General features: G+C 68.4%; 11 protein-coding genes. 6 read left to right on the top strand and 5 right to left on the bottom strand.

The genetic code is table 11. The annotated features are described in order from the left end of the window. Position 1: 1 nt before the first annotated feature. Both NU688_RS23350 and NU688_RS23345 read right to left on the bottom strand, forming a co-directional pair. Entirely contained in the window at positions 2-817 is an 816-nt protein-coding gene (locus NU688_RS23350; RefSeq protein ID WP_257863184.1) for a carbon-nitrogen hydrolase family protein, read from the bottom strand. Further along, on the bottom strand, positions 814-5004 hold the full coding sequence (locus NU688_RS23345; protein ID WP_257863183.1) for a YhdP family protein: 4191 nt from the start codon (positions 5002-5004) through the stop codon (positions 814-816). The genes NU688_RS23350 and NU688_RS23345 overlap by 4 nt, the downstream gene beginning before the upstream one ends. A gap of 25 nt (positions 5005-5029) precedes the next feature. Between NU688_RS23345 and glnE the strand changes: the two genes are divergently transcribed. Beyond that, positions 5030-7834: a bifunctional [glutamate--ammonia ligase]-adenylyl-L-tyrosine phosphorylase/[glutamate--ammonia-ligase] adenylyltransferase gene (gene glnE / locus NU688_RS23340; RefSeq protein ID WP_257863180.1), complete on the top strand. Its 2805-nt coding sequence runs from the start codon at positions 5030-5032 to the stop codon at positions 7832-7834. Next, the gene (locus tag NU688_RS23335) at positions 7827-8963 is read left to right on the top strand and encodes a septal ring lytic transglycosylase RlpA family protein (protein WP_257863179.1); all 1137 of its coding nucleotides are present in this window, start codon (positions 7827-7829) and stop codon (positions 8961-8963) included. The genes glnE and NU688_RS23335 overlap by 8 nt, the downstream gene beginning before the upstream one ends. Before the next feature lie 12 nt (positions 8964-8975). Here the strand turns inward: NU688_RS23335 and NU688_RS23330 are convergent, their stop codons facing one another. The 3 genes from NU688_RS23330 to NU688_RS23320 all read right to left on the bottom strand — a co-directional run bounded on the left by NU688_RS23330 (position 8976) and on the right by NU688_RS23320 (position 11356). Then, positions 8976-9437 carry a carboxymuconolactone decarboxylase family protein gene (locus tag NU688_RS23330; RefSeq protein WP_257863178.1) on the bottom strand — a complete coding sequence of 154 codons (462 nt, stop codon included), beginning with the start codon at positions 9435-9437 and terminating at the stop codon, positions 8976-8978. A 93-nt stretch (positions 9438-9530) separates the two neighbouring features. After that, the gene (locus NU688_RS23325; protein ID WP_257863177.1) at positions 9531-10412 is read right to left on the bottom strand and encodes an RNA polymerase sigma-70 factor; all 882 of its coding nucleotides are present in this window, start codon (positions 10410-10412) and stop codon (positions 9531-9533) included. A gap of 86 nt (positions 10413-10498) precedes the next feature. Next, positions 10499-11356 carry a ferritin-like domain-containing protein gene (locus tag NU688_RS23320; RefSeq protein ID WP_257863176.1) on the bottom strand — a complete coding sequence of 286 codons (858 nt, stop codon included), beginning with the start codon at positions 11354-11356 and terminating at the stop codon, positions 10499-10501. Between the two features lie 129 nt (positions 11357-11485). Between NU688_RS23320 and NU688_RS23315 the strand changes: the two genes are divergently transcribed. From NU688_RS23315 to NU688_RS23300, 4 genes are all read left to right on the top strand, one after another. Beyond that, positions 11486-12100 (top strand): glutathione peroxidase, encoded by a 615-nt coding sequence (locus tag NU688_RS23315; protein WP_257863175.1) that lies wholly within the window; start codon positions 11486-11488, stop codon positions 12098-12100. A 293-nt stretch (positions 12101-12393) separates the two neighbouring features. Beyond that, positions 12394-13701, top strand: coding sequence for an NAD(P)/FAD-dependent oxidoreductase (locus tag NU688_RS23310; RefSeq protein WP_257863174.1), 1308 nt, complete (start codon positions 12394-12396; stop codon positions 13699-13701). Then, on the top strand, positions 13698-14495 hold the full coding sequence (locus NU688_RS23305; RefSeq protein ID WP_257863173.1) for a DUF1365 domain-containing protein: 798 nt from the start codon (positions 13698-13700) through the stop codon (positions 14493-14495). The genes NU688_RS23310 and NU688_RS23305 overlap by 4 nt, the downstream gene beginning before the upstream one ends. Then, positions 14492-15718 (top strand): cyclopropane-fatty-acyl-phospholipid synthase family protein, encoded by a 1227-nt coding sequence (locus NU688_RS23300; protein WP_257863172.1) that lies wholly within the window; start codon positions 14492-14494, stop codon positions 15716-15718. Before NU688_RS23305 ends, NU688_RS23300 begins: the two co-directional genes overlap by 4 nt. Positions 15719-15720: the final 2 nt, after the last annotated feature.

The following is a 15720-nucleotide window of genomic DNA, read 5'->3' as shown; positions in this document are numbered from 1 at the left end:
GCTAGAGAACGCAGTGCGACAGCACGGGCAGCTGGGTGCGCGTGCGCTCGATCTGCTTCGCATCGATGTCGAACAGCACCACGCCTTCGTCGCTGGCCTGCTGCGCCACCACCGTGCCCCAGGGATCGATGACGAGCGACTGGCCCCAGGTCTGGCGGCCGTTCTCGTGCGTGCCGCCCTGCGCGGGCGCCACCACCCATGCGAGGTTCTCGATGGCGCGGGCGCGCAGCAGCACCTCCCAATGGGCCGCGCCTGTCGTGCGGGTGAAGGCGCTGGGCACCAGCAGCAGGTCGGCGCCCTGCTTGGCAAGCGCGCGGTACAGCTCGGGAAAGCGCAGGTCATAGCAGACGCTCATGCCGATGCGCCAGCTGTGGCCGTCGCGCGAGGGCAGGTCGAACACGACCGGCTTGGCGCCCGGCGCGATGACGCGGCGCTCGTCGTAGCGCTCGGTGCCGTTGTCGAAGAAGAAGAGATGGATCTTGTCGTAGCGCGCCACGCACTGGCCGTCGGGCGCAAAGGCCAGCGAGCTGTTGAAGACGTGCTCGGCGTCGGTGCTCTCGATCGGCAGCGTGCCGCCCACGATCCACAGGCCGAACTCGCGCGCCGCATCGGCGAGGAAGCCCTGCACCGTGCCCGCGCCGGCCGTCTCGCGCAGACCCAGCTTGTCGGTGTCGCGCGCGCCCATCATGCAGAAATACTCGGGCAGCACCGCGAGCTCGGCGCCGGCCGCGGCGGCCTCTGCGAGCAGGTCGTGGGCGCGCGCGAGGTTGGCTTCGCGGGCGATGGCCGACACCATCTGGATGGCTGCGACTTTCATTGCGTGGTCTCCGTTTTCTTGCCTTCTTCCGCCGCCGCGGAACCGGTCCGGCCCGATGATCCCGGCAATCCCGGGAGGCTTGGCAGTTGCAGCGTGCGCGGCACCTTGGCTATTTTGGGGTCGGCCCAGGTGCCTTCGATGTGGAACTCCTGCGTGGCGGCGGCGGCGAGCGGCTTGCTCAGCACCCATTGCGCGAGGAAGGTGCCGAGGCCGATGGCCGGGTTGATGGCGGTGGCCACCAGCGCGGCGGTGCCGGCGTTGATCTCGGGCACCACCACCACGCGCAGGTTCTGCGTCTCGCGCACGATGTCGGCCGAGCCGTCCATGAGCGCGGCGGCATTGACGCCCTTCATCTGCAGGTTGTTGGTGCTCGCGATGCCCTTGTCGATCTTGGCGTCGCCGCGAATGAAGTCGAAGGCGAAGCCCTCGCTGAACACGTCGCGGAAGTCGAGCGTGAGCCGCCTGGGCAGCGCCTGCAGGCTCAGCACGCCGAGCAGCTTGGCCAGCCCCGGGTCGGCCTTGAGGAACTGGCCCGACTCCACATCGACCTGCAGCTGGCCGCCCAGGCTCGGGTAGTCGAGCGAGAACGGCGAGCCGCGCCAGTTGACGTCGCCTTCCAGCCGTCCCTTGCCGCGCCGCAGCACGCCGGGCATGCCGAAGCGCGCGAGCAGGTCGCCGGCATCGGCGATGTCCAGCTTGAAGGTCATGGCCGTGCGGCGCTGGCCCGCGGCGGCGCCGGGGATGGCGGCCCAGGTGCCCTTGGCCGCGAAGCTCGCCTCGGGCATCGTGAAGGTCAGCTTGTTGAGCAGCCACTCGCGCCCTGCGCCGCCGCGGTTGACCGCATCGATCTCGGCGCGGCCCAGGCGCTTGCCGAGCAGCTCGAAGTCGTCGATCACGATGTCGAGCGCGGGCAGCGTGCCCGGCTGCTCGTCGAGCAGGGCCTCGACCTGGGTTGCCTCGGCCGGCGCGATCTTCAGGCGTGCGAGCCGTGCGTAGAGCCGGCCGGCCTGCGTGTGGCGGTATTCGGCGTAGCCGCTCAATTCGGTGGCATCGATGTTGGCGCGCCAGAGCGCGCCCTCGCGCGTGCCGCCCAGCACCACGTTGTGCAGGGTGCGCCCGGCAATGCCCAGCTGCTGCGCGCGCACCGCGATGCGCGTGGGCAGGTAGGCTTGCGCACCCTCTTCGGCAGCGGCGGGCGCTTCGCTCGGGGTGCTGCTCGCGGCGGCGCCCAGCAGGGCGTCCCACGCGGCGATGTCGAGCTTGGCCACGTTGACGTTCGCGAACACGCCCTTGTCGGGCAGGCTCGCGGTCTCGCCCGCCGAGAGACCGACGCCGATGCTGCCGCGCAGCACGCGCGCCTCGGCGCCCGAGATGTCGCGCACGAACTGCACCGCGCCGACGCGGCCCAGCTCCAGCGAAAGCTGGTCCTGCGTGGCGACGGTGGCGCCGCCCTGCCGGCTGTCGCGGGTCTCGCGCACCAGCACCTTCTTCTCGATGCGCAGCGGCATCTGCTCCTCGGCGGTCTTCACCAGCGGTGCCGGCAGTTGCAGGGCAAGGCCTTGCAGGCTGCTCGTCAGCGAGAGCTCCGAGGCGCCATCGCGCACCGAGAACGTGGCCGCATACGGCGTGCTGCCGGTGGCCTTCTCGGCGAGCCGCGCGAGCCAGTCGGCCTCGCGCGCGCCGCGCAGGCCCTCGGCGGTGGCCGTGCCCTGCGCCTTCAGCGCGACCTCGCGGTTGGGGCCGGTGAAGCGGCCCTTGCCTTCGATGCGGATGTCGCCGCCGAGCAGCCTGGCCTGCACGCCGGCCAGCGAAAAGCCGGTTTCGGTGAAGCTCAGCGTGCCCTTGGCCTGCGTGAGCGAGGGTGCCTCGGGCACGAACTGCAGCTCGTTGTCGGCGAGTGCGATGGTGGCCTGCACCTTGGCGTTGTCGATGGCCGCGAGGGGCAGTTCGAGGTGCAGCTTGTAGTCGGCGGAACCGGTGGCGCGCGCGCGCAGCATGTGCTCGCCGACCCCGTCCTTCTCGCTGCCGGCCAGCGGCGCGCCCACGCGCAGCACCTCGCCGAGCGGCCCCTTGGCCTGCACGTCGACGCGCAGCAGCGGCGTGTGGCTCGACAGCTCGGGGATCTGCGCCTCGGCCTTCGTCACCTCGAGGCCGTTGGTGCCGGCCAGCCGGCCGCGCGCATTGCGCACCAGCATGCTGTCGCGCTCGAACACCAGTTCGCCCGAGACGCCGGTGAGCGGCGGCCACACCAGCGCCGGCGCGCCGGTGCGCGCGGGAATGGCGGTGGCGCTCGGCGGCACGTAGGCGTAGTTGACGTCGGCCACCTTGGCCACGATGCGGAACTCGCCCCGCTTCGGGTCCAGGAACGGCATGTCGTGCAGGTCGCCGCGCACGCGGAAATCGACGGTGCTGGCCGTGCCCTTGGTGACCGAGTCGCGCACGTAGTCGCGCGTGTGCTGGGGAATGTCGAGCGGCAGGTAGCGGAACACGCGCGTGCCGTCGGCGCGGGTGAGCTTGCCCTGCAGGTCGAGCACGCCGGGGAAACGGCCCTTGCTGCTGGAGACGGCCGGGTCGCTGGTGCGCCAGCTGGCCTCGGCATCGCCCTCGGCGTCGGTGTTGGCGAAGCGCAGCTTGGAGGCCTGCACCTGCGCGTTGCCGTTGTCGAGCTTCCACTGGAGCTGGGTGGAGAGCCGGTCGATCGGGATCACGGGCTCCTCGAAGACGCCGGGGAATTCGAGCGTGCCCTGTGCAATGGCCAGCGTGGCCGTGCCGCCGGCCTGGGTGGCGTCGAAGTCGATGGTGGCGCCGCTCAGGCCGGGCGTGCCGGGGTGGGCGCGAGGGGGTGTTGCGGCGGCAGCTGTGGTTGTGGGAACCGTTGGTGCAGGAGGCGCGGGTGGTGCCGGCTGCGAGGCGACGCGCAGGCCGCTCACGCGGCCGCGCGCCTGGTACTTGTCGGGCGCGCCCAGCGAGCCCTGCCAGCTCAGGTCGATGTGCTCGACCAGCCCGCGCGGCGCATAGCTGTCGAGCACGCGGTGCGTGGCTTCGCCCAGCGGCAGCCGGTCGGCGATGAGTGCGAGCGCGGCCAGATCGAGCCGGTCGGCGCGCAACGCGCCCTTCTCGGGCGTGCGGCCCTTGGCCGGTGTGTGCTGCAGCCAGAGGTTGCCGCCGGGCCAGCGCAGGCCGTCGGAGGTGTCGAACTGCAGCGCGGTGGTCGAGAACTCGAGGGTGTCGTTGTCCAGCTGGCCCGCGAGGCGGCCGGTGACCGAGCGCAGCACCAGCGGCTGCAGCCCCTTGCCCAGCGAAGCATCGACGCGGTCGAGCCCCAGGTCGGCTGCGCCGCCCACGAACTGGCCGTCTTCCACATCGGCCCAGAGGCGCACCGCGCCGTTGCCCTCGCGGATGCGCGCGTCGAGCGAGACGTATTGGCCCAGACGGGTGACATCGATGTAGGGCAGGTCGGCGTAGATCTGGCCGTCCCAGGTCTGCCAGCGGCCGGTGCGCACCGACAGCAGCGGCTGGCGGAACTGCCCGCGCAGCGTGAAGCGCTGGCCCCAGCCCACAGGCGGCGTGGCGTCGAGCCGGAGGCCGTGGCGGCGGCCGCCGTTGCGCGCCACGAAGCGCACGTCGGTCAGCAGGAGCGGCTCGGCCTGGCGCTGCTCGTCGGTCCAGCGGACGGTGCCGCCTTCGATGACCAGCTCACGCTGCGCGAAAAACCAGTCGGCGGCGCGGGTCTCTCCGGTCGTATCGGTGGCCATGTGCAATCCAGCCACATGGAGTTTTCCCTGAGCATCGCGGCGCACATCGAGCTGCGGACCCTCGATGTAGAGCTGCTCGAAATTCAGGCGCCAGAGCGATCGCGGCGACACACTGGCTACCACGCGCACGAGGCGAAGCGCCTCGCGTTTGTCCGCATCCTGCAGCACCACGTCGCGCAGTTCGAAGGCGGGGAAAAGCCCCTCGGGGCGGGCGGTGATAGACCCGATGCGCACCGGCACGCCGATGGCCTTGCTAGCCTGTGCCTCCAGTGCGCCGCGAAAATCACCGATTCGCGGCACAATCCACGCGTGTAGGACAACGACTGACAGCGCCAGCAGAAGCCATGCAGCGATCAGCAAACCCAACAGCCAGCGCGCCGTCACAGCGGTGATTTTGAGCAGACGTGAAGGGGTAGACGCCGTGTCGTTCATTGAGGATCGCGCTGTGTCGGGAATTATGACCGCCAGCATTCAGAGGGGTTCCACGGAAACCGAAAGCAGTGTGAACCAGTTGCCAGCCACTTCGACGCAGATCGCGCAGATCGCGTTCTCTTCCTGCTCCCGTTTCGTCCAGCGCCTGCGTCGCAGGTATGCGGGCGAACTTGCATTGCTTCCCCCCGGTGCGCCGCGGCGCGAGTCGATGACAGTGGCTTACGAGGCATTGCGCCAACGAGGGGACAGCGTCGGCGATGCATTGAGGATTGTGCGGCAGCTCGTGATGGAGCGGCTGGTCACGCTCGATTGCGACGAACAAGCGCCTCTCGCCGTGGTGACCACCGCGGTCACCGAACTCGCCGAATTCGCGCTCGACGTGGCCTGCGCCGATGCCTGCCGCGAACTCGATGCGGTGCATGGCGCGCCGCTCGGCCCCGACGGCCAGCGCGCGCAGCTCTGGGTGATCGGCATGGGCAAGCTCGGTGCGCGCGAGCTCAACGTGTCGAGCGACATCGACCTCATCTACCTGTACGACCTGGACGGCGAGACCCAAGGCGACGCCGACGGGCGCGGGCGCCTCGCGAACCAGGAGTACTTCTCGCGCGCCGTGAAGCGCATCTATGCGCTGGTGGGCGACACCACCGAGCACGGCTTCGTGTTCCGCATCGACCTGGCGCTGCGGCCCAACGGCAACTCGGGGCCGAGCGTGGTCTCGCTCGATGCGCTCGAAGAATATTTCCAGGTGCAGGGCCGCGAGTGGGAGCGCTTCGCGTGGCTGAAGAGCCGCGTGGTGGCGCCGCGCGACGTCGTGCTCGGCGGCAACGCACAGGGCCTGCGCGGTGCGGTGCTGCCCTTCGTGTTCCGCCGCTACCTCGACTACAGCGTGTTCGATTCGCTGCGCACGCTGCACCGGCAGATCCGCGAGCAGTCGGCGCGCCGCAGCGCCGGACGGCCCGAGCGCGCGAACGACGTGAAGCTCTCGCGCGGCGGCATCCGCGAGATCGAATTCACCGTGCAGCTCTTGCAGGTGGTGCGCGGTGGGCAATTCCCCGAGCTGCGCACGCGGCCCACGCTCGATGCGTTGCAGCGCCTCGCACGCGCCAACCTGATGCCGCAGGAAACCGCCGATGCGCTGGCCCTGGCCTACGAGTTCCTGCGCCGCGTGGAGCACCGCATCCAGTACCTGGACGACCAGCAGACCCACGTGCTGCCGGTGGCCGACGACGACCTGCGCTGGATCGCGCAGTCGATGGGCTATGCCGACTGCTGTCCTTTCCTCGAACAGCTCGACACCCACCGCGAGTTCGTCGCGCAGGAGTTCGACAAGCTGCTCGGCGGCGAGAAGCCCTGCAACGGCAAGTGCAGTGGCAAGAAGGCCGCGGCGCCCGCCGACCTGGCTGATTTGCTGGACGACCTGCCGCCCGTTTTTGCCGAGCGCATCCGCGACTGGTGCGAAACGCCGCGCGTGCTCGCCCTGCGCGAAGAAACGCGGGGGCGGCTGCGCCAGCTGGTGCAGCGCACCGGCCAGTGGCTCAAGGAGCCCGATGGCGACGGCGCGGGGCAGACACCGCGCCACGTCGATGCCGCGATGCGCTGGGCCGACTGGATCGAGCCACTGATGCGCCGCGAGAGCTATCTCGCGCTGCTGGTCGAACGGCCCGCCGTGCAGGAGCGCCTGCTGCGCCTGCTGGGCGCCGCGAAATGGCCCGCGCGCTACCTGATGCAGCACCCCGGCGTGATCGACGAACTGGCGAGCGACGAGATGCTGTCGGGCCGCTTCGTGGCCGAGGAATTCGAGCGCGAGCTGGAGTCACGCCACACCTCGCTCACCCGTACCGGCGAGGCCGACGAAGAGCGCCTGCTGAACCTGCTGCGCCATGCCCATCACGCCGAGGTGTTCCGCACGTTGGCGCGCGACGTCGACGGGCGCATCACCGTCGAGCAGGTGGCCGACGACCTGAGCGCGCTGGCCGACACCACGCTGCGCGTGACCGCCCGCTGGTGCTGGCCGCATGTGCGCAACCGCCATCGCGAGGTGGCGCAGTTCGCGATCATCGGCTACGGCAAGCTGGGCGGCAAAGAGCTGGGCTACGGCAGCGACCTGGACATCGTGTTCGTCTACGACGATGACGACGAGCGAGCCGGCGAGGTCTATGCGGCCTATGTGCGCAAGCTGATCAACTGGCTCACGGTGAAGACGCGCGAGGGCGACCTCTTCGAGATCGACACGGCGCTGCGGCCCAACGGCAACTCGGGCCTGCTCACCACGAGCTTCGAGGCGTACGAGAAGTACCAGCTCGGCCGCGGCAGCAACACCGCGTGGACCTGGGAACACCAGGCCATGACACGCGCGCGCTTCGTGCTCGGCAGTGCGGACCACGGCGCCGAGCTGGGTGCGCGTTTCGACCAGGTGCGCGAGGCCGTGCTGGTGTCGCCGCGCGACCGCGAGTCGCTCAAAGCCGAGATCATCGCGATGCGCGACAAGCTGCGCGGCGCACGGCCGGTGAAGGCCGACCGCTTCGACGTGAAGCACAGCCCCGGCGGCATGGTCGATGCCGAGTTCGCGGTGCAGTTCCTGGTGCTGTCGTCGTCGGGCGAGCACCCGGAGCTGATTCCGAACGTGGGCAACATCGCGCTGCTGCTGCGCGCCGAACTGGCCGGGCTGCTGCCCGAAGGCATCGGCCGCAGCGCGGCGCGGGCCTATCGCGAGTTGCGCCGCGTGCAGCATCGCGCGCGCCTGAACGAAGAGCCGACACAAGTCACGCCTCCCGCACTGGCCGCCGAACGCGACGCCATGCTGGCGCTCTGGAAGGCGGTATTTGGCTGACGGAATCCGCGCCCACACGACCACCGCGCTGGCTGCGTGCGCGGTTGCCGTCGCCGTCCTTCTGGCCGGCTGCGCGAGCGGACCCCGTGGAGGAAGCGGCGGCGGCGTAGCAAGCGGTCGCGACGGCCCGGGCACCAACATCCCCTCGGACCTGGACCGCGTACCCGACGCCGAGCCCCGCATCGAATCCATCCGCAGCAGCGGCGGCACCAGCAAGCCCTACACGGTGCTGGGCCGGGGCTACCAGCCGATCACCGACGACCGGCCATTCCGGGAGTCGGGTCTGGCCTCCTGGTACGGCCGCAAATTCCACGCCGCATCGACCTCCAGCGGCGAGCCCTACGACATGTACGCGATGACGGCCGCGCACAAGACGCTGCCGCTGCCGAGCTATGTGCGGGTGCGCAATCCGGCCAACGGGCGCGAGGTGATCGTGCGGGTGAACGACCGCGGGCCGTTTGTCGACGGACGCGTCATCGACCTGAGCTACACGGCCGCGCTCAAGCTCGACCTGCTGCGCGGCGTGGCGCCGGTGGAGATCGAGCGGATCACGAACGAGGACATCCGCACGGGGGCATGGCGACGGGATTCGGGGACCGCGTATGCGGCCGCCTCGCCGGCCCCGCGCGCAACCGCTGCGTCGGTGCCTGTGCCTTCAGCCTGGGTGGCGCCGGTGGCGATGGTGAATGCGCCGGCGGCTGCCACGATGCCTGTCGCACCGCAAACACCGGCGACGGCGATGGCAGCTGTGGAGCAGCAGCCTGTCGAAGCAGACGCACCGCCGCCACCGCGTCAACCGATCGTGGTCACCGACCTTGCGCCGATGGCACCGCTCGACGTACCTGCACGGCCGGTGTCGGCAGCTTCGGCGGCCGCGTCGTCTGCCGCCGCGGTGGCTGGCTTCTGGGTGCAGCTCGGCGCCTTTCGCGAACGCGACGGTGCGGAGACCCTGCTGAGCCAGGCGGCGCACGGATTGCCTTCGCTGGCGCCCCAGCTGCGCGTATTCAGCGAGGCCGGCACGCACCGGCTGCAGGCCGGGCCGTTCGCCTCGCGCAACGCCGCCGGCGAAGCCGTCACGCAGTTGCGCGAGAGCCTGCGGATCGCGCCGATGGTGGTCGAGCGCCGCTGAGGACGAAACCGCTCAGTCCAGCGCCTTCACGGCGACCGGCACACGCATGCCGACGTTGATGCGGTTCCAGGTGTTGATCTGCGCGACCGCCACGGTGAGCTCGGCGATCTCGACGTCGCTGAACTGCGCCTTCAGGGCTTCGAACTCGGCTTCGCGCTCGTCGTGATGATCGGCCAGCCGCGTGAGCGATTCGGCCCAGGCCAGCGCCGCGCGCTCGCGCTCGTTGAAGAAGCTCACTTCGCGCCAGGTGGCCAGGCTGTTGATGCGCTGCCATCCTTCGCCTTGCTTGCGCAGGTCGCGCACATGCATGTCGAGGCAGTAGGCGCAGCCGTTGATCTGCGAGACGCGGGCAAAGACGAAGTCGAGTGTCGTCTTGCCGACGGTGCTCGCGTCGATGCTGGCGCTGACGGCCAGGATGGCTTCGAAGGTCTTGGGGATCGTCTTGAACCAGTTCAGGCGAGGTGTCGTGTTCATGAGAAGGCTCCAGTGGATGGGTGAAGAAAAATCTGCTTCCTACCCACTGAAGACGGGCCAGCCTTCGGCCCTGTGACACGCCGCGCGAACTATTTATTTCGAGGCAAAGCGCTGCGCGATGCGGGCGAGCTTGTCGGGATTGCGCTGCACGCGGATGCGCGCGATGCGTTCGTCCTCGATCTCGAAGGTCTGCGCCGATTCGAGTTCGCCATCGATGAAGCGCAGAAGGCCGGGCTCGCCGTTGATCTCCACCAGCTCCATGCGCACCACCGGGCCCATGCGACGCCAGAGCGAGAAGTAGAGCTGCGCGAGACGCTGGTTGCCGGCGAGGACCTTGCTGAACGACTGCACCTTGCCGCCGCCGTCGCCGATGAGTTCGACGTCCTCGACCATCAGCGCCTTCAGGTCCTGCATGCTGCCGCGCGCGGCGGCGTCGGCGAAGGCGCGCAGCAAGCGCTGGTGGGTTTCGCGCGAGACCTGGTAGCGCGGGCGCGCGTCCTGCACCTGCGCCTTGGCGCGGTGCACCAGCTGGCGGCAGGCGGCTTCGCTCTTGCCGAGCGTGAGTGCCACTTCGTCGTAGTCAGCGTCGAACACCTCGCGCATCAGGAAGGCGGCACGCGCCTCGGGGGCCAGGCGCTCGAGCACGGCGAGGAAGGCGACGGAGATGTTGTCGGCGCGCTCGAGCGATTCTTCGGGCGTGTCGGGCGACTCGGTCAGCGTCGGCTCGGGCATCCAGGCGCCGATGTAGTGCTCGCGCTGGACCTTGGCGGTGCGCAGCCGGTCGATCGACAGCCGCGTGACGACCGTCACGAGCCAGGCTTCGGCGCTGTCGAAACTGGCCTTGTCGGCTTCATGCCAGCGCAGCCAGGCGTCCTGCACCACCTCTTCGGCCTCTGCAACGGAACCGAGCATGCGGTAGGCAATGCCCTGCAGGCGGCGACGGTGGCTGTCGAAGGTGAGGGTCGGGTCGTCCATGCCCGATTAGACGTTCGGTGCCCGCGGGTTGTGACACCGGTCGCCCAAAAAAATCGCCCCGGGGTGCGGGGCGATTTTTTGTTTGCTTATGCGCCTTGGTACTCAGGCTTGGGACCGAGCGTGGCGGCGATTTCCTTGCGGTACCGGTTCAGCTCCTGCACGGTCTTGAAGCTGCGGTTCATCAAGAGGCTCAGGTTGTGCAGGATGCGCTCCCCGACCTTGGTTTCCCAGACGGCATCGAACTTGATCTGCTTGTCGAGCCAGTGCTCGAGCCAGTCAGGGTCGGGCATGCGGCTCTGGATGGTGTCGTTCGGGAACAGCGACTTGTTGACGTGCAGGTTGGTCGGATGCAGGGCCTGGGCGGTACGGCGCGCGCTGGCCATCAGGACGCCGACCTTGGTGAACGCGGCACGGGCCTCGTCGCCGAACTTCTCGAGCGCACGCTTCATGTAGCGCAGGTACGCGCCGCCGTGGCGGGCTTCGTCCTGGCTCAGCGTGGTGTAGATGTGCTTGATGACCGGCTCGGTGTGCCACTGGGCAGCGCGGCGGTACCAGTGGTTCAGGCGGATCTCGCCGCAGAAATGCAGCATGAGGGTTTCGAGCGGGGGGGCCGGGTCGAAATCGAAGCGCACTTCGTGCAGTTCGGCTTCGGTGGGCGCGTGCTTGGGGCTGAAGCGCTTGAGGTACTCCATCAGCACCAGGGAGTGCTTCTGCTCCTCGAAGAACCAGATCGACATGAAAGCGGAAAAATCGCTATCGTGACGGTTGTCGCGCAGGAACATCTCGGTGGCCGGCAGCGCCGCCCACTCGGTGATGGCATTCATCTTGATGGTCTGGGCCTGCTCTTCCGTCAGCAAGGAAGCGTCGAACGACTGCCAGGGAATGTCCTTGTCCATGTCCCAGCGGACGGATTCGAGTTGTCTGAAGAGTTCCGGATAGAGCATCAAAGTCTTTCTATGGCCGCCGATTTTAGTCGGCCCGTTTGGCGCGACCGTGACAGACGCGCGATGATGCGAATACGTGCGCCGTAGCGGCACGGATGCACACCCCCCTTTTTGAACCAGGAGCCCGCCATGCGAACCCTTTTCTTATTGTCGACGCTCTGGCGCTGCATTCCGGCTGTTTCCCTCGTGGCGGGGCTGTTTGCGACGCTTCCGGCGAGCGCGCAGACACCACCTGCAACGCCAGCTCCGGCAGAGGCTGCCGGGTGCCCCGCCATCCTTCAACACACCTTCGCGCGGCTGCAGGACGAAAAGCCCCAGGCTTTGTGCCAGTACTCCGGAAAAGTGGTCCTGGTGGTCAATACGGCGAGCTTTTGCGGCTTCACGCCGCAGTACAAAGGCCTGGAGGCGCTGGACATGAAATACCGCAACCGCGGGCTCGTGGTGCTGGGCTTCCCGTCGAACGATTTCTCCCAGGAATCGGGTTCCAACAAGGAAATCGCCGACTTCTGCGAAAGCACCTTCGGCGTGAAGTTTCCGATGTTCGCCAAGTCGTCGGTGCGCGGCACGGACGCCAACCCGCTCTTCAAGCAACTCGCCCAGGCCTCCGGCACCACGCCGAAGTGGAATTTCTACAAGTATCTGATCGGGCGCGACGGCAAGGTTGTCCAAGCCTGGTCGAGCATGACGGCTCCGGACGAAAACGGCTTTGTGAACGTCATCGAGAAGCAGCTCGGGACAAATTAAGACTGACCAGTTCACAAAAAAACGAATCGGTAATATTATTTACCGATGCGTCCACACCATCGTGAACTGAACGTCACAAACGCTTACCACTGCGCCGGGAACCGGGCCCCGGGAGGCGCGCTCATAATTTGCGTGGGTGGCCAAAGCCCACCGGTTTTCATGTTGCGAGGTCTTCCAGGCGCTTGTCGTCTGGTCGAAATCCCGAGGCGATTCTTCTCCTCCTCCCTCCCTCCCTCCTTCGCGTCGGGGCGCCTCGCAGCATTTTTGTATTCCCGCCGGATCGGGGGCTCGCGATGACGCAGCCCCTTCGAGTCGCCATCATCGGCGCCGGCATCTCGGGACTGGCCGCAGCGCACGCCCTTCGCGACGCGGCCCGCATCACCCTCTTCGAAGCCAGTGACTACTTCGGCGGTCACGCCCACACGGCAACGATCGAGTTGCCGCGCTCCCCAACCGACCCGACCCGTGTCCCCCACGGCGTCGACACCGGCTTCCTGGTCTACAACGATCGCACCTATCCGAACCTGATCCGCCTGTTCGCCGATCTCGGCGTCGAGACTGCGCTGTCCGAGATGTCGTTCTCGGTCCAGGCCACACGCGACAACGGCGGCCACCTCGAGTGGAGCGGCAACACCCTCAGCACCGTCTTCGCCCAGCGGCGCAACCTCGCCGATCCGCGCTTCCTCGGCATGCTGGCCGACCTCTTGCGCTTCAACCGTCTGACCACCCGCATCGCGCAGGCCGGCACGGAGGGCGAACTGGCCCAGCCGCTCGGCGAGTTCCTGGACGCCCACCGCTTCGGCGCTGCCTTCCGCGACTGGTACTTCCTGCCGATGATGGGCTGCATCTGGAGTTGCTCGACCGCGCAGATGCTGGCGTTCCCGGTCGCGACCATGATCCGCTTCTGCCACAACCACGGGCTGATCCAGATCGCCAACCGGCCGCAATGGCGCACCGTGCGCGGCGGTTCCCGCCACTACGTCGAGAAGATCGTCGCAGGCCTGGAAGACAAGCGCCTGCGCACCCCGGTGCGCCGCATCACCCGCACGGACGACGGCGTGCTCGTCGCCACCGACGCCGGCACCGAGCGCTTCGACCACGCGATCCTCGCCACCCATTCCGACCAGTCGCTCGCCATGCTCGGCGACGCCAGCCCCGCCGAAGCTGCCGTGCTCGGCGCGATCCGCTACCAGCCGAACCACGCCGTGCTCCACACCGACGCCTCGGTGCTGCCGCAGCGCCGATCCGCCTGGGCCGCCTGGAACTACGAGCGCGCGGCGGCCAGCGAGCGCGAATCGGGCCGGGTCTGCCTGCATTACCTGTTGAACAAGCTGCAACCGCTGCCTTGGGAACAGCCGGTGATCGTTTCGTTGAATCCGGTCCGCGAGATCCAGCGTAGTCAGGTCATGGCCGAATACGACTACGACCACCCGGTGCTCGACCTTGCCGCGATCCGCGCGCAAGCCGAGGTTCCCGCCCTGCAGGGCCAGCGCAACACCTGGTTCGCCGGCGCGTGGATGGGCTACGGCTTCCACGAAGACGGTCTCAAGGCCGGCCTGGCTGCGGCCGCCAGCCTGCGGGCGGCGAGGTCTGCGGCATGACCCAGGAGCGCCCGCTCCCGCTGATGGGCTTCGGCGAGGTGCGCCACGCGCGCCTGCGCCCTGCACGCAACGCCTTCATCTACCCGACCTATTTCCTGATGCTGCCGATGCGCTCCCTGCAGGCGGACGGCAGCGATGCACTCGCGCTCAACCGCCGGGCGGGGCTGTCTTTCCATGACATCGACCACGGCGACGGCCGCGCGCCCGCGCAAGGCGGTGCACTGGCCTGGATCGACGAGTTGCTGGCCGCCCACAAGATCCACGACGCGACCGGCGAGGCCTGGCTGCATTGCTACCCGCGCGTGTTCGGCTACACCTTCAAACCAGTGAGCTTCTGGTACTGCCACACGGCCGAAGGCGCGCTGCGGGCCATCGTGGTCGAGGTGAACAACACCTTCGGCGAGCGCCACTGCTACCTGCTGGACCACCCGGCCTACGGCCAGGAGCTTAAGGCCACCAAGGCCTTCCACGTGTCGCCGTTCTGCCAGATCAGCGGCGACTACCGCTTCCGCTTCTTCGTCGATGCCGAGTTCGCCCACACCGTGGTGCGCATCGATCACGACGACGCCGACGGCCCCCTGCTGCAGACCAGCGTGAGCGGCGAACTGGGTCCGCTCACGGCGGCCAGCGCACGGCGTGCGCTCTGGCGCTACCCCGCCATGACCTTCGGGCTCATCGCGCGCATCCACTGGCAGGCCGCGAAGCTCTGGCTCAAGCGCGTGCCTTTCGTCGCGAAGCCCGCGCCGCCCCTTCATTTCGTGTCCAGCGACCACCAGCAGCAGGCGAACCCATGAACCCGACCACCACCGCCTCCCAGGTTCCACGCTTCTCGTTGCCGCAGGACGCCCCCGGCGCCGCGCGCACGGTGCTCGGCCTGTTGCAACGCCTCGCCCACGGCTCGCTCACGGTGCGGCTGCCCGACGACTCGGTGCGGCACTTCGGCGCCGCGCCCGGCAGCAGCAACCTCACGGCCTCGCTCACGCTGCGCAACTGGGAGGTCTGCAAGGCCGCGCTCAAGTCGGGCGACATCGGCTTTGCCGAGAGCTACATCGCGGGCGACTGGACCACGCCGAACCTGGTCGAGCTGATCAAGGTGTTCATCGCCAACCGCCGCGCGATCGAGGACGTGGTCTACGGCAGCTGGTTCGGCCGCCTCGTGTACCGCGTGCGGCACCTGATGCACCGCAACAGCAAGGCCGGCAGCTCGCGCAACATCCACGCGCACTACGACCTGGGCAATGCCTTCTACAAGCTCTGGCTCGACGAGACGATGAACTATTCGTCGGCCTGGTTCGAGGGCAACCTCGACAAGCCGATGCCTGACGCCCAGCGCGCCAAGGTGCGGCGCGCGCTCGACATGGCCGGCGTGAAGCCCGGCGACCGCGTGCTGGAGATCGGCTGCGGCTGGGGTGCGCTGGCCGAGATGGCCGCCTTCGATTTCGGCGCCTCCGTCACAGGCGTGACGCTCTCCACCGAACAGCTCGCCTTCGCCCGCCAACGCACCGCGGGCCTCTCTGCCGACCTTCGCCTGCAGGACTACCGCGACATCGACGACGCGCCCTTCGACGCCGTCTGCTCCATCGAGATGGTCGAAGCCGTGGGCCGCGAATACTGGCCGACCTACTTCCAGAGCGTGAGCCGGCTCCTCAAGCCCGGTGGCCGCGCCTGCGTGCAGAGCATCGTGATCGACGACCAGCTCTTCGACCGCTACATCGACTCGACCGACTTCATCCAGCAGTACATCTTCCCGGGCGGCTGCCTGCCCTGCCCACGCGAGTTCCGGCGCGAGGCCGAGGCCGCGGGGCTTGCGGTGGTGGACGAATTCGCCTTCGGCGCCGACTACGCCGAGACGCTGCGCCGCTGGCGCGAGCATTTCCTCGCGCAGCGCGCACAGATCCTGCAGCTGGGCTTCGACGAGCGCTTCATGCGCATCTGGGAGTTCTACCTCGCCTACTGTGAGGCGGCGTTCTCGCAGGCCAACATCGACGTGGTCCAGTACACGCTGCAAAAACGCTAGCC

Source organism: Variovorax sp. ZS18.2.2 (assembly GCF_024701975.1).
Lineage (GTDB): Bacteria > Pseudomonadota > Gammaproteobacteria > Burkholderiales > Burkholderiaceae_C > Variovorax.
The sequence above is the reverse complement of the archived record's forward strand: the minus strand, read 5'-3'. Positions and strand labels throughout refer to the sequence as shown.

What these genes read in the sequence shown, in the direction of transcription:
- NU688_RS23350 (WP_257863184.1), bottom strand. Translation starts at nt 817, where the DNA reads ATGAAAGTCGCAGCCATCCAGATGGTGTCGGCCATCGCCCGCGAAGCC.
- NU688_RS23345 (WP_257863183.1), bottom strand. Translation starts at nt 5,004, where the DNA reads ATGAACGACACGGCGTCTACCCCTTCACGTCTGCTCAAAATCACCGCT.
- glnE (WP_257863180.1), top strand. Translation starts at nt 5,030, where the DNA reads ATGACCGCCAGCATTCAGAGGGGTTCCACGGAAACCGAAAGCAGTGTG.
- NU688_RS23330 (WP_257863178.1), bottom strand. Translation starts at nt 9,437, where the DNA reads ATGAACACGACACCTCGCCTGAACTGGTTCAAGACGATCCCCAAGACC.
- NU688_RS23325 (WP_257863177.1), bottom strand. Translation starts at nt 10,412, where the DNA reads ATGGACGACCCGACCCTCACCTTCGACAGCCACCGTCGCCGCCTGCAG.
- NU688_RS23320 (WP_257863176.1), bottom strand. Translation starts at nt 11,356, where the DNA reads ATGCTCTATCCGGAACTCTTCAGACAACTCGAATCCGTCCGCTGGGAC.
- NU688_RS23315 (WP_257863175.1), top strand. Translation starts at nt 11,486, where the DNA reads ATGCGAACCCTTTTCTTATTGTCGACGCTCTGGCGCTGCATTCCGGCT.
- NU688_RS23310 (WP_257863174.1), top strand. Translation starts at nt 12,394, where the DNA reads ATGACGCAGCCCCTTCGAGTCGCCATCATCGGCGCCGGCATCTCGGGA.
- NU688_RS23305 (WP_257863173.1), top strand. Translation starts at nt 13,698, where the DNA reads ATGACCCAGGAGCGCCCGCTCCCGCTGATGGGCTTCGGCGAGGTGCGC.
- NU688_RS23300 (WP_257863172.1), top strand. Translation starts at nt 14,492, where the DNA reads ATGAACCCGACCACCACCGCCTCCCAGGTTCCACGCTTCTCGTTGCCG.